Below are 21687 nucleotides of genomic sequence, written 5' to 3'. Positions count from 1 at the left end.
CGTTCTCACTGCGGACCCACTACCGATCGGGGTCGAACTTGATGCTGGCCATGACCTCCGCCAGAGACCCGGCGGTCTCAGTCTCGACCCCCGCCACGGCCTCGCAACAATCACACAGTAGTCGGTTTAGGGCTTTTTGCTGCCATCGACCAGTAAAACTTTCTTGCCATAAGTTGCCCGCATGGGGTGCTTCGCTTGGCGCCAGGCGCACGGATTGGGTGGTGTCTTTGTTCTAAGTGGTCAGCCGCCGGTAAATGTCAGCCACTTTCAGGGGCAATTTGCGCACTTCGTCGATTTCCACCCAGTTGGCGTGGCCATACATGTGCGGCAGGTATTCCTTGCCTTCGCGATCGATGGTAATGCAGAAGGGGTGGATACCGCTACGGCGGGCTTCGAACAGGGCCTGCCGCGTATCCTCGATGCCGTATTGGCCACGGTAGCTGTCGAAATAATCGTCGGGTTTGCCATCGGAGAGGGTAATGAGGAGTTTGGTCTTGGCCTCGACCTCGTTCAGCCGTCTGGACAGGTGGCGGATGGCGACCCCCATGCGGGTGTATTCCCGCGGCACGATGCCGGCGATGCGCGCCTTGACGCTGGCGTCGTAGGCCTGATCGAAGGTCTTGATGCGGTAGATCTCGCAGCGCTTGCGGGTGGTGCCCGAAAAGCCATGGATGGCATAGCGGTCGCCCAGGGTCTCCAGGGACTCGCACAGCATGACGAGGGACTCGCGCTCCGCGTCATTGATCCACCCCTTGGTGGAGCCGCTCATGTCAACCATGAACATCACCGCCAGGTTGCGGTCGGCGCGGTGCCGCTGCATGAAGAGCTGCTCGCTCATTTCGCGCCCGTCCCGGGCATCGGCCAGCGCCTCCACCAGGGCGTCGATGTCCACGTCATCGCCCTGGGCCTGGCGCTTCAATAACCGGCTTTCGTCGCGCATGGCCTCGAAGGTGCGGCGCAGGTGCTTGACCAGGCCCTGGTGCTTGGCGATGACCTCCGCCACATAACCCGGATCGCCGGGCTCGAGGTCGATCTCGCGCAGCACGCACCAGTTCTTCCGGTAGTGCTGGCGGGCAAAATCCCACTCCTGATAGAGGTGCGCGCCCTCCAGGTGATAGGTGCCCTGCCAAACCTCGTTGGGGTCCTTATCCTTGACCTCATAGCGGGCGGCGTCGTATTCGCCATCACCGGCGGCGACCAGCATCTCGGGTGGAATCTCGCCCCAGTCCAGGACGACGGAGGTGAGCAACTGCCTCACGTCTTCCGGCGGGGCGATGGGCTGGTCATCCAGGGTCAGTTCCCAGCCCAGGCCATCCGGCTTGGCCTCGAATCGCGCTGGCGGCGGGGCCTGCCGCTCCTCGGACGGGTCCAGGGGGACGGGTGGGGCCTTCCGCCGCTGCTCTTCCGCGAGTTTCGCCAGCTTGACACGCAGCAGGATGGTCTCCCGCTCCAGGCGCGCCTGCCGGGCCGCGGCAATCGCCGGGGGATTGAGCCGGGCCTGATAGATGCGGGCGGCGGGCGGTTCGAGGACATAGGCGGTATCCAGCAGCGCCAGGGCGGTCTCGGGGACGGCGGGGTTGCGGTTCAAGGCCGCCGCGAAGGACCGCCAGCCAGCGGGAAGGGCCGTGTCACCATGCCGGTGCGAGAGGCCCTGCATGTCGCGCCACAAGCCGGGCAATTCGCGCGCCAGGCAGATATCCAGGCGCAGGCTGTCCAGGGCCTGGAAGGCCGCCAGGGCCTGGTCGGGATCGGGAAAGCGCGCGAGGACCGCGGCGAAATCCACGCGCGCGCTGCCAAAGCGTGTCTGGGCCCACATGAAGGTGACCTGGGCCTTGCAGAGCAGAAAATTGTCCGCCTCGCTCTCCATCAGGGCCATGACGTTGGGCAGGAAGAGGCGTTCGCTGTCGGTATAGACCTGCTCGCCCTCTTTCAGATCCAGCCGGCGCCCGGACAGTCCGCACAGAAAGCTGGAGAGGACGGGCTGGACCTCGTTGAAGAAGGCACCCGCGGCCCGCGCATGGGCGTGGGTTAGGAAGTCATCGACCTTGAACAGCACCTCGAGCGCCGGACGCAAGCCGACCTGATCATAGGTGTCCATGGCATGCACGGCCCAGGCTTCGATGACGCGCTGGTCCAGGCGGTCGAGGGCCGCCACCACCCGGCGGGTAAATTCATAGCTGATCTGGATGTTGGTGCTGGCGATGCGATCGACCAGATCGAGGATGAAGTCCTGGGTGTCCCGGTCCAGGGGCGCCAGGATATCGACCAGATGGCCGACCTTGTGGAAGGTGAATTCCACATCGAAGGCCGTTTCGAGCCGCCGGGTGAGTTCCTCTCCGGCGAGAGGCGGGCTAATCCGCACGGGGCGGCCCCTCGCGGCCAACCCGGCAGGCGCCGCCACGGGGCTCGAGCGGGAAGGCCGCTAGAGGGGTGCCGCCCATTCAGAAGAGGGCGGCGATCAGTTCATTGACCGCCGCGATCAGGTCTTCGTCATCGGTCAGCGCCAGCGATACGGCGCCCTGGCAGGCGGCGCGCGGCTCCACGCCTTGGGCGATGAGCTTGCCGGCATGGACCAATAAGCGGGTGGAGGCGCCCTCCTCCAGGCCATTGCCCTTGAGATTACGCGTCATTTCCGCCAACTTCAGCAGTTTGGCGGTGGCGGATTCGTCCAGTCCCGTTTCATGGCGGATGATCCTGGCTTCGAGTTCGGGCTTGGGGTAATCGAAGGACAGGGCCACGAAGCGCTGCCGCGTCGATTGCTTGAGCTCCTTCAGCACGCTCTGGTAGCCGGGGTTGTAGGAAATGGCGAGGCAGAAGTCGGGGGAGGCCTCCAGCAATTGGCCGAGCTTCTCGATGGGCATCATACGGCGGTCGTCCGCCAGGGGATGGATCACCACCATGGTGTCCTTGCGCGCCTCGACGATTTCATCCAGATAGCAGATGCCGCCAGCGCGCACGGCGCGGGTCAGGGGCCCGTCCACCCAGGTGGTCTCGCCGCCCTTGACCAGATAGCGGCCCACCAGGTCGGAGGTGGTAAGGTCGTCGTGGCAGGAGACGGTAATGAGGGGTCGCTTCAGGCGCCACGCCATGTATTCCATGAAGCGGGTCTTGCCGCAGCCGGTCGGCCCCTTCAGCAGCACCGGCAGGCGGTTGGCATAGGCGGCCTCGAACATCGTGACTTCATTGCCAACAGGTTCGTAATAGGGTTCCTGGGTAATGAAATGCGTTTCGGTGGGAGACTGGGTACTTTCCATGCGGCAGGGTGTCGTCAAGAGAGGTGGGCCAGGTGGGGGCGAGGCGATTATATACGAACAAACCGGCTTTTTAGCTTTGCCGACCCTAGCCGCCCTGCCCTCACACCTCCAGATCCAGGACATTCAAGTCTCCCCCGAAGACCTCGCTGGCCAGTTCCACCAAGTGGTGGTGGTGGCTGAGGAAGATGACCTGGGTCAGGCGGGACAGGTCGGCCAGGGCAGCGAAGCCGGCGCGGGCGCGGCCATTGTCGTAGTTGATGAAGAGGTCGTCGGCGATGAAGGGCAGGGGCGGGGTCTGTCGCAGATGCAGCTCCAGGGCGGCCAGGCGCAGGGCGAGATAGAGCTGGTCGCGGGTGCCCTCGCTCATGCCCTCGATGTGGACCCTGGCCCCATTGGGACGTTGACCCAACAGGGTCGGAGGCTGGATGTCATAGTCCACCTGGAGCCTCTCCAGGGCCCCGCCGGTCAGGCCCCGAAAGATAGCGCTGGCCCGGGCCAGCAGGGGTCCCTGCTTGTGTTCCCGAAAGCGTTCGATGGACCAGCGCAGCAGCTTGGCGGCGGTATGGACGCGAACGAAACGCTCAACGGCATTGCCCATGCGCGCCAGGGCCTCCTGCCGCCGGGCCTCTGCCTGGGCGGCCTCGTCCTGGCCGGCAATCCGCGCCAGATTGGCCTCGGCCAGCCTCAGGTCCGCGGTCCGCTGATTCTGCTGGCTGACCAGTTGTTCAATTTCCTCCCGGAGTGCCGACACACGGGCCGGGATGGCCAGGACATCAATACCGGCCCGTTCCGCCTCCAGGGCGCCAGGGTCTAGCCCGTCCCCATCCTTCAAGAGCTGCTCATGGAACTGATCGCGCTCGGTACCGAGTTGGCGCTGGTGATCCGAGCGTCGGATGGCCTCCCGCAGGATCTCCAGGTCGGCCCCCGGGGGTAAGCGCTGCCGCAGGGGGTCCAGGGTGGCCTGAGCAACCGTAAGGCGCGCGCGATCTGCCTGAGCCTCCCCGGTCGCCTGGGTCAAGGCCGCCTGGAGTCGGTCACGGTCCTGGGCGGCGGCGGTCTCCTGCTGGAGGCGGCGCGCCAGGGCCAGGGCAATGCCGTCGGCGGCTTCCGGGGCCAGCTCCGGGGCCAGGCCCCGGGCCAAGGTCTGGGCGGTCCCGGCAAAGTCCGCTAAATCCCGCCGCATCATGTCGATGCGGTTGACGCGCAGCTCACGAATCTTTTCCAGATCGCGGTGCATCTCCGCGAATAGGTCCAGCGCCTCTTGCAAGGCGCCGAGAGGGGTATCGGGTGGCAAATGCGCGAGGGCGAGGTTCTGCTGCAATTCCGATCGCCAGGCCGCCATGGCCTGATGGGCCTCCTCGCGCCGCTGACGGTTTTCGGCCAGGGTAGCCAGGGCGCGGACCTTCTGGTTGGCGAGGAGCTCGCGCTTGTCCGCGGCCTGGCGGGCGCTCGTCACCACCTCCTCGGCCAGCGGCAGGAGGGCGGCGAGGCCCTGGGACTCCCCATCCGGGGCCAGGGTGCCCAGGGCCCGCGCGAGGGCCTGGCTCGCCGCGGTAACCCGCCGCCCGAAGGCATCGCGGCCGGCACGGTCCTCCTCCAGGGCCTCCACCGCCCGCAGGACCCGCTCCCGGGCCGCCCGCCAGCTTTCGACGCGCGCCAAGGGCAACCCGGGCAGGCCAATATGGGCGATTTGCCGTTCCCAATCCTGGTGGTGAGCCGTCAGGTCCCGGTCATTCTCCTGGACCAATGCCTCCAGGTCCCGTTGTTGTTGCAGCAGTTGCTCCAGGCGATCAAGGCGGGCCTGGAGCCCGGCGGCCTCCTGGGCCTTGTCGTGGCGCTGATCGGACAGGACATCGGCGCTGGCGATCTGCTGCTCGAAGCGGTCGGCGGTTTCGGCCAGGGCCAGGGCCCCGGCCTTGATGCCTCCCCAGGTGGCGTCCCGCTGGGCACGCCGCTCCCGCACCTCCGCCAGGGTGACGGGCTTGTGAGTCGCCTGGTATTGACGGGTTTCCAGCTCCAGCCGCCCCACCTCGGCCCGCAGCTCCCGGAGGCCATCGGCCAGCTTGGCGGCGCTGGACTCCAGGGTGGCGCGCCACTGGATGATGTCGGTGATCTCCCGGGGGGCGGGCAACGCCAGGCTGCTCAAATGGTCCAGGGCGGGGTGCCCCTCGCCCAAGGCCAGCAGGGCCCGGTCCAGGTCGCGGGTCAGCCGCGCCACCTGGCCGTCCAGTTGCAGTTGCTGGACACTGATATTGCCCAGGTCCCGGGCCGCCACCAGGGCCTTGGGCAAGGCCGGCGGCGGTTGGGTACCCGGCAGTGCGACCAGATCGGCATCGATCACCTGGAGTTCCCGCTGGCGAGCGCGAATCGTCTCCTCGGCGCTGGCGAGGGTCTGGGCCAGGGCCTCATGCCGACGCAGCAGCTCATTGATAGCCGAGCGCACCAGCCGGCCCGGCAGCCGTTGGCCAAGGGCCGTCTCGTCCTCATCGGGCCAGCCCAGTTGCCGGGCACCGTTCTGAACCTGCTGCCACAGCACCCGGACCTCCTCCAGCCGCCGGCCAATATCCCGCTCGTGGTTGCCGAGGCGCTGGCGCTGTTCGGCGAGGGCTGCGATCTCGGTGGCACGTTCCAGGATGGCCGGGTCTGGGTGCAAGGCATCCCGCCGTGCCGTCAGGTCCACCACCTGGGCCTCGTGGAGTTGCAGGGACTGGCTAGCCATGGCGATATCCCGTTCGGCCCGGGCCAGTTGGGCGCCGGCCTCCTCCGGCAGGGTCGGGACCGCGCCGAGGACCGCCAACCGCTCCTCCCGGTCCCGGAGGTTGGCCAGGGGAGTGGCGATGCGCCACACCCGTTGCAGGCGGTCGCGTTCCTGCTCCAGGACCTGGCAACCGGCGCTAGTCCTCTCCAGGTCCGCCTGCAAGTCCCCGACCCGCTCCCGCGCCGCCAGCCAATCCTTGGCGCGCACCGTGGCCCGGTCCAGATCGGCCTTGGCCTGCTCCAGTTGGGCGCTGGCCTGGTAATACTCGCGGTTATCGGATTTGCGCTTGCTCCAGAGCCGGTCGGCCTCCTGTTCCAGTTGCTCCCGAATCTCCCCCAGGCCGCCGATCCCCGCCGCCGCCTGAAAGAGGATGCGGCCGATATCGTTGGAGGCATTGAGGATCTGCTCCCCGCCCGCCACCAGCCGCTGATGATCGAGGCCGAACATCTGGTCGAAGAAATGGCGGTCCACCTGGCCGAGGAAGGGGCTCAGGGCCTCCTCCGGCAGGGTGGCGCCCCCGGGGGTCTTGAGGGTGTTGGTGCGCGCCTTGAGGCGGATGAAATCCAGTGGCCCGGCGTCCTGACCGCCCTCGCGCTCCAGGCGGGCCCCCAGGCGCATCTCGTGATGCGGATGCAGAAAGTTGAAGCGCGAGCGGGTCTCGATGCCGAACAGCAGGTCCTGAATAGCCGCGCGCAGGGTGGACTTGCCGGCCTCGTTGGGACCGACGATAAAGTGAAAATCCTGGTCGGCCCGCGGCAGGGTCAGAGACCGGTCCGTGAATTTACCGTAACGCAGAAGATCGAAGCGGGCGATACGCATGGTCGGCCTCACCGGGCCCGGCCCAGATGGGCCAGCAGATCCGGCGTCACCGCCCTGATGAGATCCGCCACCTCGCCCTGGCGGATGGCCTCCAGTTCCGGCAGAGCCGCGAGGAGCTCCCGGGGGGCCTTGTCCACCAGGGGGCGCAGATCGTCCAGCAGAGCCTTGAGGAGGTCCGGGTCGTCCGGGGCCGCGGCGAGAAAGGCCTGGAGGTCGGCGATGGCATCTCCCCGGGCGCTCAGGAGGGCCGCGTCCCGTGGGGGCCGGGTCTCCAGGCACACCTTTTCGACCCACAGCCGGTCAAGGCCCTGGGCCGCCGCCTGGCCCAAAACCTCTTCCCGCAGGTGGGCGGCCAGACCGAAAAGCTCGCCATGGGCGGCGGTCTGGCCCCGCAGGACCAGGCGAACGGCCAGATAGAGGTGTTCCGGGGTGGTGGCGATGAGGCCCTCGAAGGCCCGGCCCACCCGGCGTACCACCTCTTCCAGGGTGGCGTCCGCCGCAACGTCCAGCTCCAGCCGTTCCCATCGCAGGACCGCCACCGCCAGCCGCTCGACCGTCTTGATACCGGCCTCATCGGCGGTGACCAGGAGGGCACCGCGCTCCCCGGTCTCCCGGCTATGACGCCCCTGGAGATTGCCGGGAAACACTACCCAAGGGTCGCGGTGCAGGATGGCGAACTCGTGCACATGGCCGAGGGCCCAGTAGTCATAGCCCTTGGCGGTGAGTTCCGCCAGGCTACAGGGGGCATAGCGGGCGTGACTGGCATAGCCCTCCAGCGCCGTGTGCAGGACGCCGATATTGAGCCAGCCGGCCACCGGGGGTGGATAGCTCGCGGCCAGGTTTTCCAAGGTCGCCGCCTCGCGATAACCGCGACCATGGAGGGCCACCTTGAGGGTGTCGAGCCGGAAGCTGCTGGCCTTGCGGCTCTCAAAAGTGTGGACATTGTCCGGCAGGGTCAGCTTCCGGGTCATCTCGCTCTCGGCATCGTGGTTGCCATGGAGCAGATAAACGGGAATGCCGGCCCGGTTCAGCCGCCCCATCTCCCGACAGAAGTAATGACCGGTATTGGCGTCCTTCCAGTTGCCATCGTAGAGATCGCCGGCGATGACCATGAAATCCACCGCCTCCTCCAGGGCCAGATCCACCAGCCGGCCAAAGGCCTCGCGGGTGACGGTGCGCAGCCGGTCCGCGGGGGCGTCCGGGTAAGCGGACAGCCCCGTGAGGGGGCTGTCCAGGTGGATGTCGGCGGCGTGGATGAATCTCATGAGGGTCCTGGAGAGATGTCAGGGGGTGGTCTAACGTATCCGTGGGCGGTCGCCGCCCCCAATATAAGGCTTTCTCGACCGGCCCTCCCTGCGGCATCATCCAAATCCCAGCCCCTCAGGCGGGCGCCGAGCCCCGAATCAGGTAGTCAAAGGCCGCCAGCGAGGCCTTGGCCCCATCGCCCATGGCAATGATGATCTGCTTGAAGGGTACCGTAGTACAGTCGCCCGCCGCGAAGACCCCCGGCAGCGAGGTCTGGCCCCGGTTGTCGATCTCGACCTCGCCCCGGGGGGAGAGTTGGAGCCTGCCCTTGAGCCAGTCGGTATTCGGCAGCAGGCCGATCTGCACAAAGACGCCTTCCAGATCCAGCCGGTGCGCGGCGCCGCTGGCCCGGTCCTGATAGACCAGGCCATTGACCCGCTCGCCGTCGCCCGTCACCTCGGTGGTCAGGGCCCGGGTGACGACCGTGACATTCGTCATACTGTGCAGCTTTTTCTGCAGGACGGCATCGGCACGCAGGGTTGGGTCAAATTCAATGAGGGTGACGTGGCCGACGATGCCGGCCAGGTCGATGGCCGCTTCCACGCCGGAATTGCCGCCCCCGATCACCGCCACGCGCTTACCCTTGAAGAGGGGGCCATCGCAATGGGGGCAGTAGGCCACGCCCCGCCCGCGGTATTCCAGTTCGCCCGGGACATTCATCTCCCGCCAGCGGGCCCCCGTTGAGAGGATGACCGTCTTGCTCCTGAGGGTCGCGCCGCTGGCGAGCCGGACCTCGGCCAGGCCGTCGGGGCCGGTCGTCAGGGCCTCGGCGCGCTGCAGATTCATGATGTCCACTTCGTATTCGCGGACGTGTTGTTCCAGTCCGGCCACCAGTTTGGGGCCGTCGGTCTCCTTGACCGAGACAAAGTTTTCGATCGCCAGGGTATCGAGCACCTGGCCACCGAAACGCTCGGCAACTATCCCGGTCCGGATGCCCTTGCGCGCCGCATAGATGGCAGCGGCAGCCCCGGCAGGACCGCCCCCGACGATGAGGACATCGAAGGCCGGCTTGGCCGCGATCAGCTCGGCGTCGCGAGCGGCGGCGCCAGTATCCAGCTTGGCCAGGATCTCTTCCAGGGTCATGCGGCCCTGACCAAAGGGTTCGCCATTCAGGAAGACGGTCGGCACGGCCATGATCTGGCGGTCATCGACCTCCTTCTGGAAGAGGGCGCCATCAATCATAGTGTGGCTGACGCCGGGATTGACCACCGCCATCAGATTGAAGGCCTGCACCACGTCCGGGCAGTTGTGACAGGAGAGGGAAATGAAGGTCTCAAAACGGAAGGTCCCCGGCAAGGCGCGCATCTGTTCAATGACGGCGGGCTCGACCTTGGGCGGGTGACCGCCGGTCTGGAGAAGGGCCAATACCAGGGAGGTGAATTCGTGCCCCATGGGGATGCCGGCGAAATGAATCCGCGCCGTTTCTCCCGGACGACCAACGGCGAAAGAGGGCCGGCGCACATCCTGACCGTCGTAGCGGATGCTGACTTGCGAGGACAGGGGCCCAATGTCTTCCAGCAGCGCCCGCATCTCTTGAGACTTGGCGCTGTCGTCGAGGGAGGCAACCACCTCAATAGGTTGTTGCAGGCGCTCAAGGTAGGCCTTGAGTTGGGTTTGGATGTTGGCGTCGAGCATTGATTTAATTCCCATGACAGCGGGGTTGCGCATCACCCCGGCATCACCCTCGCAACCCAGGGGCGGCGAGGGGGCCGGGGTCTTGGTTACGACCGGACTTAAATCTTACCCACCAGGTCGAGGGACGGCGCCAGGGTGGCCTCGCCTTCCTTCCACTTGGCGGGGCAGACTTCACCCGGATGCGCCGCGACGTACTGGGCGGCCTTGATCTTGCGCAGCAACTCGGCGGCATCGCGGCCTATACCGCCGGCATTAATCTCGATGATCTGAATCTTGCCCTGGGGATCGATGACGAAGGTGCCCCGCTCCGCCAGGCCGACCTCCTCGATCATGACCCCAAAGTTGCGGGTGAGGACCCCGGTCGGATCACCGATCATGGGGTAGTTGAGCTTGCCGATGGTCGCGGAGCTGTCGTGCCAGGCCTTGTGGGTGAAGTGGGTGTCCGTCGAGACCGAGTAGATTTCCACCCCCAGCTTCTGGAATTCGGCGTATTTGTCCGCCACGTCGCCCAGTTCGGTGGGGCAGACGAAGGTGAAGTCGGCGGGGTAGAAGAAGAACACGCTCCACTTGCCCTGCAGATCGTCGGCGGACACGGCGACGAACTTGCCCTGGTGGAAGGCGGTGGCGCTGAAGGGCTGGACTTCGGTATTGATGAGGGAGTGCATGCTGGCTACCTGTGGGTGAGGGGTTAATCAGAAACGATGGGTGCATGGTAGATACCCACCGATCTGGCAGCCAATTGATTGTTACGATGCTGGTGATAGGCGTTGACTATGTATTACCACTCCCCAGCCCCTCGGGGTCTACCAGTCTCCCGCGGGGGCATGGCGCGTACCGATGGCCCTGACCACCGATGGGTCTTTTGAGGTACTACCGTTCGTCTCCGTGACCAAAACCGATGACAGCAACGAACGCCAGCCCGGAGATTGAAACATACGGACAATAGCCGTTAAGGCGGGAGGAGGGAGGTAATTCTCTTAAGCATTTGATTTGGCGGTGGGGGTGGGATTTGAACCCACGGAAGAGTTTCCCCTTCGCTGGTTTTCAAGACCAGTCCAATAAACCGCTCTGGCACCCCACCCATGACTTTTTACCGGGGTCGCGGGTCCTTACAAAACCCTGTCGCGGGTTTTCAAGACCACCGCTGTCGGCCACTCCGCCCGCCTGCCGGGATTGGCGGGGCCCGGCTTGGATTGGAGCGGACTAGCCCCCAACATGTCGGGCAGGGATAAGGATACCGGAAGGGGCGCCCCAGGCCAACGCGACTTTAATTGCCTTTTCCACCCGGACCGGTATCCTTCGGAACTCCATTTATCGCTTACTGTCATAGGCTGGACAGATTCCAGATCCACTCACAACCCAGGAGAGACGCCAAATGGCTACCCCCCAATACTCCGTACTGAGCGGCGCCCAGAGCGCCATTTCCGCTAACAAGGTGTTGAAAAACACCTACATGTTGCTGTCCGCCACCCTGGCCTTCAGTGCCGTCATGGCCCTGGTTTCCATGACCCTGGCCCTGCCGAGTTGGATGTACCTGGTCTCGGTGATCGGCGCCATGGTGCTGGGCATGTTCGTGCTGCCCCGTACCGCCGATTCCAGCGCCGGTATCGGCGTCATCTTTGGCATCACTGGCCTGCTGGGCCTGGGACTGGGCTCCATCCTGACGATGTACATGGCCCTGCCCCGGGGTCCGGAGATCATCGCCACCGCCTTCGCCGGCACCGGCCTCATCTTCCTGGGCCTGTCCGGCTATGCCCTGACCAGCAAGAAGGACTTCAGCTTCATGGGCGGCTTCCTCTTCGCCGGCATCATGGTGGTCTTTATCGCCGCCATCGCCAATATCTTCCTGGCCATGCCGGCCCTGTCACTGGCGGTGTCCGGTGGCATCATCCTGCTGATGAGCGGCTTTATCCTCTTTGATACCAGCCGCATCATCAACGGGGGTGAGACCAACTACATCATGGCCACCTATGGCCTCTACCTGAACATGTTCAACATCTTCGTCAGCCTGTTGCAGATCCTGGGGATCATGAGCAGCGACGACTGATGATGACGGCTTGATGTCTGACCTTGACCCCGGCCCCGGCCGGGGTTTTTCTTGTGGCCCACCGAGACCCCGATCATGGACCTCTTTTTGAAAATCATCGCGGCCGCCGCCATGGGCATGATGGTCTTTTATGCCTGGCGGTCCTACCAGCAGTGGCAGGAGCATGGCCCCAAGGCCGAGAAGGGTGACTGGCAGGCGGTCATTCTCCCCCTGGCGCTGGTGGTGGGGCTGGTCGTCCTGCTCATCGCCATGGTGCGCTAGTCGGCCCGCAAGCCATCACCGGGTCCCTGGCCAACCTGACCAGGGACCCTTTTCCCCCGCCCTCCTCCTACAAAAATTCCGCCCCGCCCATGTAGGGCCGCAGGACAGCGGGGATGCCCAGCCTGCCGTCCTCCTCCTGGTAATTCTCCAATACCGCCACCAGGGTACGGCCCACGGCGAGACCGGACCCATTCAGGGTATGGAGCAGCTCGGGCTTGCCGGTCTCGGGATTGCGCCAGCGGGCCTGGAGACGGCGGGCCTGGAAGTCCTGGAAGTTGCTGCAGGAGGAGATTTCGCGGTACTGATGCTGACCCGGCAGCCAGACCTCCAGGTCGTAGGTCTTGGTGGCGGAAAATCCCAGGTCGCCAGTGCAGAGGGTCACCACCCGGTAGGGCAACTCCAATTTCTGGAGAATGGCCTCGGCATGACCGGTAAGAACCTCCAGGGCGGCGAAGGAGTCCTGAGGACGCACCATCTGGACCAGTTCCACCTTTTCGAACTGGTGCTGACGGATCATGCCCCGGGTGTCCTTGCCGTAGGAGCCGGCCTCGCTGCGGAAACAGGGGGTATGGGCGACCCAACGGCGGGGCATGGCGGCCGCGTCCAGGATCTGGTCCCGCGCCAGGTTGGTCACGGGCACCTCGGCGGTGGGTATCAGGTATAAGTCCTTCTCGCCGGGCACCTTGAAGAGTTCCTGCTCAAACTTGGGCAGTTGCCCGGTCCCATAGAGGCTTTCGGCATTGACCAGATAGGGGACATAGACCTCGACATAGCCATGCTCGCGGGTATGGGTGTCGAGCATGAACTGGATCAGGGCCCGGTGCAGCCGCGCCAGGGGGCCGCTCAGGACCACGAAACGCGAGCCCGTGAGCTTGGTGGCGACGTCGAAGTCCATCCAGCCGGTGGGGACACCCAGGTCCACATGGTCCTTTGGCGCGAAGGCAAAGACCCGGGGCTGGCCCCAGCGCCGCTCCTCGCGATTGTCGCGCTCGTCGCGGCCATCGGGCACGCTGGCATGCGGCAGGTTGGGCAGGCCCAGGGCGATCTGACTCAGGTCATTCTGGATCTCCGCCAGTTCGGCCTCGGCCGCCTTGAGTTGATCGCCCAGATCGGCGACCTGGGCCAGCAGAGGCGCCACCGCCTCACCCGCCTGCTTGGCCTGGCCGATGAGCCTGGAGCGGCTGTTGCGCTCACTCTGCAATTCCTGAGTTCGCACCTGGATGGCCTTGCGGCGCGCCTCCAGGGCCTCGATGCGCCCGGTATCGAGGGCGATTCCGCGACGGGCGAGCTGCTCGGCGACATAGGTCAGCTCGGCGCGCAACAAATGGGGATCCAGCATGATGACTAACCTGGGTTGGATGACCGGAGCCAGACGCAGCGACCCTCGCTGGCCTTGTCGATGGCGGCGAGGCGTTGCCGATGGGCATGGAGTTCCGACTCGGTGGCCCGCACCACGGGCAGAGGCAGACGGTCGGCGGGGAGGCGGCGGACGGGATGGCGATGGCTCTCCTGGCCCTGATCGCCCTGGCCCCCGAAGGCCAGCTTGACCTGGCCGCCGGTCATGGCGAGATAGACCTGGGAGAGGATCTCCGCATCCAGCATGGCCCCGTGCAGGTCGCGACGGGAGTTATCGACCTCGTAGCGCTTGCAGAGGGCATCGAGGGAGTTACGTTGTCCCGGATGGCTGCGGCGCGCCATCGCCAGGCTGTCGATAACCCGGCACAGGTCACCGATACGCGGGGCTTCCGGGCGCCAGAGCTTTAGCTCGTGATCCAGAAAACCCACGTCGAAGGGGGCGTTATGGATGATGAGCTCGGCGTCGCGGATGTAGGTGAGGAAGTCCTCGGCGATATCGGCGAAGCGCGGCTGATCGCGCAGAAAGTCGTTGGTGATGCCATGGACATTGACCGCCCCCTGCTCCACGTCCCGATCCGGTTGCAGATAGCAATGGAAGTCCTGGCGGGTCAGGCGGCGCTCCATCAACTCGACACAGCCGATCTCAATAATGCGGTGACCCTCGGCCGGCTCCAGGCCCGTGGTCTCCGTATCCAGCACGATTTGACGCATCGTTAACTACCGTCCTCGGGAACCATCAGCGGGGGATGCCCTGGTTGGCCAGGGCATCGGCGCGCTCGTTTTCGGGGTGCCCGGCATGACCCTTGACCCACTGCCACTCCACCTGGTGATCAGCCAGGGCCCGGTCCAGGCGCTCCCAGAGGTCCTGATTCTTGACCGGTTGTTTGCTCGCGGTCCGCCAGCCGTTGCGCTTCCAGCGCGCCATCCACTGCGTGACACCCTGGCGCAGATACTGGGAGTCGGTGACGACCCGGATGGGCATGGGCCGCTTGAGGGCCTCCAGGGCCTGAATGACGGCCATCATCTCCATGCGGTTGTTAGTGGTATGGGACTCGCCGCCGCACAACTCTTTCTCAAGGGCGCCGAAACGCAACAGGGCACCCCATCCACCGGGGCCGGGATTGCCCTTGCAGGCGCCATCGCTGAATATCTCAACCGGGTCAGACATTGCGGCTGGACCCGCGCGTGGTGGGTTCTACCGCGTTGCCGGGCAGCAGCTTGCGGCGGGTCTTCCAGGAAGGCCGCAGGGGCGTCAGGGTGGAGACGCGCTTGACGGCGCGCAGGGCATAGACACCGCCCAGGGCCGGCCAGAAGTGGCGGCCCGCCCGGTCAAGAAGACTGCCCGAACACCATCGGGAACCGCCCCAAGGGGCCTGAAACACCAACATCCGCTGCATCTCCAGATCAAAACCCAGTAGGGACAGCCACTCAGTCACCCGGTAGCGGGTCAGAAAGTGGCCACACCAGGGCACTCGCCCGGGGCTCACCAGGCGCAGGAGCGCCCAGGGGCTCAAGGCATTGAAGCCCAGAATGATGAGCCGCCCCTCGGGGATCAGGACCCGTTCGGCCTCCCCCAGCACCTGACGCGGATCGGCCGCGAAGTCCAGGCTGTGGGGCAGAAAGACGGCATCCAGGCTATCGCTGGCGATCGGCATCATCTCCGGGCTGGCGGCGATCCGCATCCCCAGCCCGCCACGATGAAAGGCGGGGGGTAGCGAAATGGCGTAGCGGACATGGCTGCCCGCCACCACCTCGCGAAAGACGTCATCGCCACCCACCTGGAGGAGATAATGGCCAAAGATCCCTTCCAGCATCGTCTCCAGGCAGGCCGCCTCCTGAGCCGCCACCTCCCGCCCCAGGCTCGACCCATACCAGGCCTCGATCTGGGCGATCAGTTCGACCCCTTGGGGACAGGTCTTGATGCTTATCGAAGGCATATCAGGCTTAATCCCCCGACGGCGGGGGCGCCAGGACTTCGCGGTTGCCATTGGTCTCGGCCGCGCCCACGATGCCGATGCGCTCCATCTCCTCAATCATGCGGGCGGCGCGGTTGTAGCCGATCTTGAGCCGGCGCTGGACGCCGGAAATGGAGGCGCGGCGGGATTCCACCACGATCTGCACCGCCTCGTCGAAGAGGGGGTCCTGATCCTCCAGGTCGCCACCCGGGCGCGGCTCCGGGTCGATGCCGGGGATACCATCGCCCATGTCCATGAGGATGGTGTCGATATAGTCCGGCTCGCCCTGGGCGCGCAGGAATTCAACGATTTTATGCACCTCATGGTCATCGACGAAGGCCCCGTGGATACGGTAGGGGATGCTGGTCCCCGGCGGCAAATAGAGCATATCGCCATTGCCGAGAAGATGCTCCGCGCCCATCTGGTCGAGGATGGTGCGGGAGTCGATGCGGGAGGACACCTGAAAGGCCATGCGGGTCGGGATGTTGGCCTTGATGAGGCCGGTCAGCACATCCACCGAGGGCCTCTGGGTCGCCAGCAGCAGGTGGATGCCGGAGGCGCGGGCCTTCTGCGCCAGGCGGGCGATAAGCTCCTCCACCTTCTTGCCCACCACCATCATCATATCCGCCAATTCGTCGATGATGACGACGATGTAGGGGAGATGATCCAGGGCGGGCGGCGAGTCCATGGGCATTTCCCGCGCCAGGTTGTAAAGGGGATCGAGGATAGGTTGGCCCGCCGCCAGGGCATCGGCGACCTTGCGGTTGTAACCACCGATATTGCGCACCCCCAGCCGCGACATCAGCTTGTAGCGCCGCTCCATCTCCGCCACGCACCACCGCAGGGCGTTGGCGGCCTCCTTCATGTCCGTCACCACCGGCGTGAGCAGGTGCGGTATGCCCTCGTATACCGATAGCTCCAGCATCTTGGGATCGACCATGATGAGGCGCACGTCGCGGGGTCCGGCCTTGTAAAGCAGGCTGAGGATCATGGCGTTGAGGGCCACGGACTTGCCCGAGCCCGTGGTGCCAGCGATGAGGGCGTGGGGCATGCGCGCCAGGTCCGCCACCACCGGGTGCCCGGAGATATCGGTGCCAAGGGACAGGGTCAGGGGCGACTTGGCATCCTGATAGGCGCTGGAACCCAGGATCTCGCTCAGGGCCACCGTCTCCCGGAAGTTGTTGGGGATCTCTAGGCCGATGACGGACTTGCCGGGAATCACCTCGACCACCCGCACACTGACGGTGGAGAGGGCCCGGGCGATATCCCGGGACAGGCCGGTGATCTTGCTGGCCTTGGTCCCCGGCGCGGGCATCATCTCGAAGAGGGTCACCACGGGGCCTGGGTGAACGGCGACCACCTGGACGGTGACGCCAAAGTCCGCCAGCTTGATCTCCACCTGGCGCGAGAGTTCGTCAAGCTGGTCCTTGGAATAGCCCTTGCCGCTGCGGCGCGCCTCGTCCAGGAGCAGCAGGGGCGGCAACTCACTCTCCAGGCCCAGAGGGGCCATGGGCAATAGCTCGGCCCCGTCCGCCTTATCCTGGGGCAGTTCGGGGGGCTGGAGGGGGATACTGGGTTGGGTGGCCTTGAGGCTTGGCTTGGGCTGGGCTTTGGCTTCTGGCTTGGGCTGAGGTTTGGCCTCCGGCTTGACGTGAGGTCTTTTAACCGGTGGTTCGCAGGGGGGCTCGATCTCCACGGGCAGGGGCCGGGCCAGCTCGATCAGGTCTTCCTCATCCAGCAGAGCCTCCTCCTCGATCAATTCGGGTTCGCGAAGCGCGACGGCCGCCGGCTCCCGGGCCCGCACCGGTGCCTTCTCGATTGGCGGCCGCATGAACCAGAGCACCAACTGGTTAGCTGCCCGCCACAGCAGCAGGGTCAGCCAGCCAATGCCATCCAGCACCGCCAGCCAGGACAGGCCGGTAAAGAAGGTGATCCCGGCCAGGAAGAGGGGTGCCAATAGCAGGGAGGCACCCGATGGGTGAAAGCTGGCCACCAGCTTGCCGCCGACCAACTGACCGACACCACCGCCGATGCCATTCGGGAGCGGGACGGGAATGCCCTGCAGCAGGATACCCGCCAGGGCACTGCCGGCGCCCAGGGTGAGCACAAAGCCAAGCAGCCGCAGGGCCAGGCGTTGCACCCGCGTCTCCGCCTCGTCGTCCATGCCGCGCAAGGTCAGCCAGGCTGTCCAGGCAATGGCGATGGGGAGCAGGTAGGCAAAGTAGCCGAAGAGCGACAGGACCACGTCCGCGAACCAGGCCCCAAAGGGACCGCCCAGATTCTGGACCTGATTGCTCGGCTCGATGTGGGTCCAGCCCGGATCCTCGGGGGCATAGGAAACCAGACAGGCCGCCAGAAAGAGGGCGACCGCGAACAGAGACCACATGATGGCCTCGCGCACCACGCGCTGAAAATAATCACTGAAGGTCAGTTGCCCGACCCGAGTCGCCTGTGCCAAATTCACTCCCTCCGTTTAGCCCCCTATTATAGGGGCGGGGGTGGTTGAGCCGATGCCGCCATCCTGCCTGGAAACTGCGCCCATGCCAAGCCGGTTCACCCGACCCCCGGGGTCCAACCGACCATCCTTTACCCGACAGGGGTCCATCCGTAACATGTAGGTCAACGCTACCCCTTATCAGGGGCGGCCCTGCCCTCAAGATTCAAGGAGTCCCGCCATGAACGCCAATAAGCACTGCCGCCTGCTGATCCTGGGTTCCGGACCCGCGGGCTACACGGCCGCCGTCTATGCCGCCCGGGCCAATCTGCATCCGGTCCTGGTCACGGGCATGGAACAGGGCGGCCAGTTGATGACGACCACGGACGTGGACAACTGGCCCGGCGACCCCGACGGCGTCCAGGGTCCGGACCTGATGGAGCGCATGCTCCGCCACGCCGAGCGCTTCGAGACCCAGATCATCCTGGATCACATCAACCAGGTGGACCTGAGCCAGCGGCCCTTCCGCATCTCCGGCGATGCCGGCGACTATAGCTGCGACGCCCTCGTCATCGCCACCGGAGCCAGTGCCCGTTATCTGGGCCTCCCCTCCGAGCAGGAATTCCGCGGCCGGGGCGTCTCCGCCTGCGCCACCTGCGACGGCTTCTTCTACCGCAATCAGAAGGTCGCCGTCATCGGCGGCGGCAACACGGCGGTGGAGGAGGCCCTCTATCTCTCCAACATCGCCGCCGAGGTCATCCTGGTCCACCGAAGGGATGCCCTGCGCTCGGAGAAGATCCTCCAACAGCACCTCTTCGAAAAGGCCGAGCACGGCAACGTCAAGATCCTCTGGAACAGCACCCTGGACGAGGTCCTGGGTGACCCCACGGGCGTTACCGGCATGCGGGTCCGCAATGTCCAGGACGGCGCCACCCAGGACATCGAGCTCCAGGGCGTCTTCATCGCCATCGGTCACCAACCCAACACCCAGCTCTTCGAGGGCCAACTGGAACTGCACAACGGCTACATCAGGGTCCAAAGCGGCAGCGACGGCAACGCCACCGCCACCTCGGTCCCCGGCGTCTTCGCCGCCGGCGACGTCATGGACCACGTCTATCGCCAGGCCATCACCTCCGCCGGCTCCGGCTGCATGGCCGCCCTGGACGCGGAGAAATTTCTCGATGCCCTGGGAGGCTGAACGTTAGCTACTTCACCGACGGGTTCCGGGCACGGCCTGCTAGCGCCGTGCCCCTCTGGCGATCGATCTCTGGGGCGATTCACGAGGAAAGTTATTCTGAGATTCAGGGGACAGCCTGAACCTTGAATTGAACACCAAGGGCGTGCATGAGTTTGAATACCGTTTCGTACCTGGGCTTGGCGCCAGGCGCGAGGGCCTTATAGAGGCTTTCGCGAGAAACTCCGGCGTCTTTGGCAAGTTGGGTCATGCCCCGCGCGCGGGCAACAGCTCCCACGGCCTGTAGGAAGTGATCCGGATCAGGGTCTTCCATTGCCACGGAAAGGTATTCAGCGATCATTTCCTCGCTATCCAGGTAGTCGGCAACATCGAAGGGGGTGATCTCGGCCGTGGGTTACTCCTTGGGAAAAGACTTGAGCAGTTAGGCCATTTTCCTCATTCTTTGCCAATGCCGTGGTTTGAACCAGGTTTTCCCTTGAGCCTGGCCAGCCGTCCGCGGGTCTTGAGGCCGAGCATGGCGGCTATCCCGATGCCGATGACGACTGAGAGTGCCCAGTCGAGCGGGGTGAAGAACCCCGTCGCCACCAGCAGCGTGATTATGCCGTATGGCAAGAGCAGGAAGGAGTTGGTGATGAGCCCCGGGTTGTAGGAAGGCTTGGCCCCCTGGAAGAGGATCGTGTGCGTCGCGTTGTTGATGATGAGTTCGAACCAGATCATCGAGAAACCGAGCCAGGGCGCTACCCCGGCAAGGATTGCGCCGAGGATCACGATCGGGTAGGCGATCAGGATGTTGACCTGGAAAACGTAGGCGTCATCCAGCGGGAAGTCGGGGTCGGTCTTCGAGCCAAACGGGGTCTTGAGATTGAAGAACTCCTTGAACCCAATGGGCGCAAGCACGTATTCCTCGGCCTCGTGGAGCATGAGCAAAGGCAGGTGCAGGCACAGGAGCCACTGGTAGAGGTCCATCGCAGGCCTGAACCAGAGGAGGAGGACGATGAGCGGCGGAGCGAGGAAAAGCGTCGCCGACTGCCAGATGCGGTTGACGACTCGGTAATTCATTGTGGACCCTCATCGCCCCTTTCCCGCAACAGCACCACGGCGAAGGCGGCGATACCCTCGCCGCGGCCGGTGAAGCCCATGCGCTCGGTGGTGGTGGCCTTGAGGTTGACGCGGGCCGGGGGGCAGCCAAGGTCGGTGGCGAGGGTCAGGGTCATGGCGGGGATGTAGGCGGCCAGCCTGGGTTGCTGGGCGACGAGGGTAAGGTCGGCATTGTGAACGGCGAGGCCCAGATCCCCCAGGGAGGCCATAACCCGGCGCAGTAGGATACGGCTGTCGATCCCGGCGTAAGCGGCGTCGGTATCCGGAAAATGGCGGCCGATATCGCCCAAACCCGCGGCGCCGAGCAGGGCGTCGCAGAGGGCGTGGATGGCCACGTCGCCGTCGGAATGGGCCTCCAGTCCCTGGTCGTGTGGCACCTGGACGCCAGCAAGCACCAGGGGTCGGCCAGGGCCGAAGCGATGGGCATCGACACCCTGTCCAATCAGCATAGCCGTCCCTGTTTCAACAGATGGAAATGAGCCAAGGCCAGGTCCTCGGGGCGGGTAATCTTGATGTTATCGGCATGGCCCGCCACCAGCAGGGGCTGGAAGCCGGCGATCTCCAGGGCGCTGGCGTCATCCGTCACCAGTTGGCTCGCCGCGATGGCCTGACGCAGCGCCTGGCGCAGGGGCCCCAGGCGGAACATCTGGGGCGTGTAGGCATGCCAGAGACCCGCGCGGGACACGGTGTTCAAGACCTCGCCACGGGCGTTCGCGGCCTTCATGGTATCCCGGACCGGGACCCCGAGGAGGCCACCGACGGGGTGATGTTCCAGGGTTGAGATGAGCAGATCCAGGTCCTCGCGCCGAAGACAGGGCCGGGCGGCGTCGTGGACCAGCACCCAATCGTCCTCCCGGGCACGCCCCGCCAAGGCCTCCAGGGCATTTAGGACCGAATGACACCGCTCGGCGCCACCGGTGACGCGGATTATGGCGGGATGATGTGCCGAGGGCAGTGCCTCCCAGCGCTCATCCGCCGCGTCCAGGGCGATCGCCAGGCCCCGAATCCGTGGATGGTCCAGAAAGAGCCGCAGGCTGTATTCGAGCACCGGCTGACCCGCCAGGTCCAGGTATTGCTTTGGGATGGCCGCGCCCATGCGCCGGCCGGCCCCGGCGGCGGGGATCAGTGCCCAACAGGCGGCTTCAGTCACCGGCCTTATACTCGGACATAGGCGGGGATTTGGACTCGAGCTTGGCGGCCGGCTTGGACTCGGGATTCGGTGCGGGCTTCGACTCAGACCTAGGCTTGGGCGCCTGCTTTGCCTCGGGCTTGGGCTTGGACTCCGGCTTAGGTGCCGACTTAGGTGCCGACTTCGCCTCGGGCTTGGGTGAGGACTTCGACTCGGATTTGGATACAGGCTTCGTCCCCGACTTAACCTCGGGCTTGGACGCCGGTTTCGGCTCGGGTTTGGACTTGGCCTCGGGCTTCGAATCGGACTTGACCTCGGACTTGACCTCGGGCTTAGCCTCGGGCTTAGCCTCGGGCTTAGCCTCGGACTTGGTCGCCGGCGTGGGGCCCAGGCTGGAGGCAGCCTGGGGAACCTTGGCCGTCCCAGCCGGGAACCTGGCCT

18 protein-coding genes and 1 tRNA gene are annotated in these 21687 nt (G+C 65.3%); 3 read left to right on the top strand and 16 right to left on the bottom strand.

The annotated features are described in order from the left end of the window. Positions 1–232: 232 nt before the first annotated feature. From IPN92_05870 to IPN92_05840, 7 genes are all read right to left on the bottom strand, one after another. Positions 233–2362 carry a nitric oxide reductase activation protein gene (locus tag IPN92_05870; GenBank protein MBK8637824.1) on the bottom strand — a complete coding sequence of 710 codons (2130 nt, stop codon included), beginning with the start codon at positions 2360–2362 and terminating at the stop codon, positions 233–235. 79 nt (positions 2363–2441) lie between these two features. After that, on the bottom strand, positions 2442–3254 hold the full coding sequence (locus IPN92_05865; GenBank protein MBK8637823.1) for a CbbQ/NirQ/NorQ/GpvN family protein: 813 nt from the start codon (positions 3252–3254) through the stop codon (positions 2442–2444). Between the two features lie 100 nt (positions 3255–3354). Continuing rightward, positions 3355–6831 carry an AAA family ATPase gene (locus IPN92_05860; GenBank protein MBK8637822.1) on the bottom strand — a complete coding sequence of 1159 codons (3477 nt, stop codon included), beginning with the start codon at positions 6829–6831 and terminating at the stop codon, positions 3355–3357. 8 nt (positions 6832–6839) lie between these two features. After that, positions 6840–8096, bottom strand: coding sequence for a DNA repair exonuclease (locus IPN92_05855; GenBank protein ID MBK8637821.1), 1257 nt, complete (start codon positions 8094–8096; stop codon positions 6840–6842). 115 nt (positions 8097–8211) lie between these two features. Next, positions 8212–9771 carry an alkyl hydroperoxide reductase subunit F gene (ahpF, locus tag IPN92_05850; GenBank protein ID MBK8637820.1) on the bottom strand — a complete coding sequence of 520 codons (1560 nt, stop codon included), beginning with the start codon at positions 9769–9771 and terminating at the stop codon, positions 8212–8214. Between the two features lie 98 nt (positions 9772–9869). After that, complete coding sequence (gene ahpC, locus IPN92_05845) at positions 9870–10436, bottom strand: alkyl hydroperoxide reductase subunit C (protein ID MBK8637819.1); 567 nt, start codon at positions 10434–10436, stop codon at positions 9870–9872. A gap of 326 nt (positions 10437–10762) precedes the next feature. Then, positions 10763–10852: transfer RNA gene (locus tag IPN92_05840), tRNA-Ser, on the bottom strand. 294 nt (positions 10853–11146) lie between these two features. Here IPN92_05840 and IPN92_05835 point away from each other — a divergent pair. Then, a complete protein-coding gene (locus tag IPN92_05835; GenBank protein MBK8637818.1) occupies positions 11147–11818 on the top strand; it encodes a Bax inhibitor-1/YccA family protein in 672 nt (223 codons plus the stop codon). A gap of 75 nt (positions 11819–11893) precedes the next feature. Next, positions 11894–12079, top strand: coding sequence for a hypothetical protein (locus IPN92_05830; protein MBK8637817.1), 186 nt, complete (start codon positions 11894–11896; stop codon positions 12077–12079). Positions 12080–12146: 67 nt separating this feature from the next. Here the strand turns inward: IPN92_05830 and serS are convergent, their stop codons facing one another. From serS to IPN92_05805, 5 genes are read right to left on the bottom strand one after another with little or no spacing between them, the layout of a single operon-like run. Further along, the gene (gene serS / locus IPN92_05825) at positions 12147–13418 is read right to left on the bottom strand and encodes a serine--tRNA ligase (GenBank protein MBK8637816.1); all 1272 of its coding nucleotides are present in this window, start codon (positions 13416–13418) and stop codon (positions 12147–12149) included. 5 nt (positions 13419–13423) lie between these two features. Next, on the bottom strand, positions 13424–14146 hold the full coding sequence (dnaQ, locus tag IPN92_05820; GenBank protein ID MBK8637815.1) for a DNA polymerase III subunit epsilon: 723 nt from the start codon (positions 14144–14146) through the stop codon (positions 13424–13426). Positions 14147–14171: 25 nt separating this feature from the next. After that, positions 14172–14603, bottom strand: coding sequence for a ribonuclease HI (rnhA, locus tag IPN92_05815; GenBank protein ID MBK8637814.1), 432 nt, complete (start codon positions 14601–14603; stop codon positions 14172–14174). After that, positions 14596–15372, bottom strand: a complete 777-nt coding sequence (locus tag IPN92_05810; GenBank protein MBK8637813.1) for a methyltransferase domain-containing protein — start codon at positions 15370–15372, stop codon at positions 14596–14598. The genes rnhA and IPN92_05810 overlap by 8 nt, the downstream gene beginning before the upstream one ends. A 7-nt stretch (positions 15373–15379) precedes the next feature. After that, positions 15380–17848 carry a DNA translocase FtsK 4TM domain-containing protein gene (locus tag IPN92_05805; GenBank protein ID MBK8637812.1) on the bottom strand — a complete coding sequence of 823 codons (2469 nt, stop codon included), beginning with the start codon at positions 17846–17848 and terminating at the stop codon, positions 15380–15382. Between the two features lie 217 nt (positions 17849–18065). Here IPN92_05805 and trxB point away from each other — a divergent pair, with 217 nt between their 5' ends. After that, positions 18066–19022, top strand: a complete 957-nt coding sequence (trxB, locus tag IPN92_05800) for a thioredoxin-disulfide reductase (GenBank protein ID MBK8637811.1) — start codon at positions 18066–18068, stop codon at positions 19020–19022. A gap of 103 nt (positions 19023–19125) precedes the next feature. Here trxB and IPN92_05795 read toward each other — a convergent pair whose 3' ends face one another. The 4 genes from IPN92_05795 to ispD all read right to left on the bottom strand — a co-directional run bounded on the left by IPN92_05795 (position 19126) and on the right by ispD (position 21267). Continuing rightward, a complete protein-coding gene (locus tag IPN92_05795; GenBank protein ID MBK8637810.1) occupies positions 19126–19359 on the bottom strand; it encodes a putative addiction module antidote protein in 234 nt (77 codons plus the stop codon). Positions 19360–19454: 95 nt separating this feature from the next. Further along, positions 19455–20078, bottom strand: a complete 624-nt coding sequence (locus IPN92_05790; GenBank protein MBK8637809.1) for an HXXEE domain-containing protein — start codon at positions 20076–20078, stop codon at positions 19455–19457. Further along, entirely contained in the window at positions 20075–20566 is a 492-nt protein-coding gene (gene ispF / locus IPN92_05785; GenBank protein ID MBK8637808.1) for a 2-C-methyl-D-erythritol 2,4-cyclodiphosphate synthase, read from the bottom strand. Before ispF ends, IPN92_05790 begins: the two co-directional genes overlap by 4 nt. Next, positions 20560–21267, bottom strand: coding sequence for a 2-C-methyl-D-erythritol 4-phosphate cytidylyltransferase (gene ispD / locus IPN92_05780; GenBank protein ID MBK8637807.1), 708 nt, complete (start codon positions 21265–21267; stop codon positions 20560–20562). The genes ispF and ispD overlap by 7 nt, the downstream gene beginning before the upstream one ends. Between the last annotated feature and the right edge of the window lie 420 nt (positions 21268–21687).

It is taken from the genome of Chromatiaceae bacterium (genome assembly GCA_016714645.1).
GTDB lineage: Bacteria > Pseudomonadota > Gammaproteobacteria > Chromatiales > Chromatiaceae > M0108.
Note: the sequence above shows the minus strand (reverse complement) of the source record. Positions and strands in the feature narration are given on the sequence as shown.

Coding starts and splice junctions, on each gene's coding strand:
- IPN92_05865 (MBK8637823.1), bottom strand. CDS start 3,254: ATGGAAAGTACCCAGTCTCCCACCGAAACGCATTTCATTACCCAGGAA.
- IPN92_05860 (MBK8637822.1), bottom strand. CDS start 6,831: ATGCGTATCGCCCGCTTCGATCTTCTGCGTTACGGTAAATTCACGGAC.
- IPN92_05855 (MBK8637821.1), bottom strand. CDS start 8,096: ATGAGATTCATCCACGCCGCCGACATCCACCTGGACAGCCCCCTCACG.
- ahpF (MBK8637820.1), bottom strand. CDS start 9,771: ATGCTCGACGCCAACATCCAAACCCAACTCAAGGCCTACCTTGAGCGC.
- ahpC (MBK8637819.1), bottom strand. CDS start 10,436: ATGCACTCCCTCATCAATACCGAAGTCCAGCCCTTCAGCGCCACCGCC.
- IPN92_05835 (MBK8637818.1), top strand. CDS start 11,147: ATGGCTACCCCCCAATACTCCGTACTGAGCGGCGCCCAGAGCGCCATT.
- IPN92_05830 (MBK8637817.1), top strand. CDS start 11,894: ATGGACCTCTTTTTGAAAATCATCGCGGCCGCCGCCATGGGCATGATG.
- serS (MBK8637816.1), bottom strand. CDS start 13,418: ATGCTGGATCCCCATTTGTTGCGCGCCGAGCTGACCTATGTCGCCGAG.
- dnaQ (MBK8637815.1), bottom strand. CDS start 14,146: ATGCGTCAAATCGTGCTGGATACGGAGACCACGGGCCTGGAGCCGGCC.
- rnhA (MBK8637814.1), bottom strand. CDS start 14,603: ATGTCTGACCCGGTTGAGATATTCAGCGATGGCGCCTGCAAGGGCAAT.
- IPN92_05810 (MBK8637813.1), bottom strand. CDS start 15,372: ATGCCTTCGATAAGCATCAAGACCTGTCCCCAAGGGGTCGAACTGATC.
- trxB (MBK8637811.1), top strand. CDS start 18,066: ATGAACGCCAATAAGCACTGCCGCCTGCTGATCCTGGGTTCCGGACCC.
- IPN92_05795 (MBK8637810.1), bottom strand. CDS start 19,359: ATGATCGCTGAATACCTTTCCGTGGCAATGGAAGACCCTGATCCGGAT.
- IPN92_05790 (MBK8637809.1), bottom strand. CDS start 20,078: ATGAATTACCGAGTCGTCAACCGCATCTGGCAGTCGGCGACGCTTTTC.
- ispF (MBK8637808.1), bottom strand. CDS start 20,566: ATGCTGATTGGACAGGGTGTCGATGCCCATCGCTTCGGCCCTGGCCGA.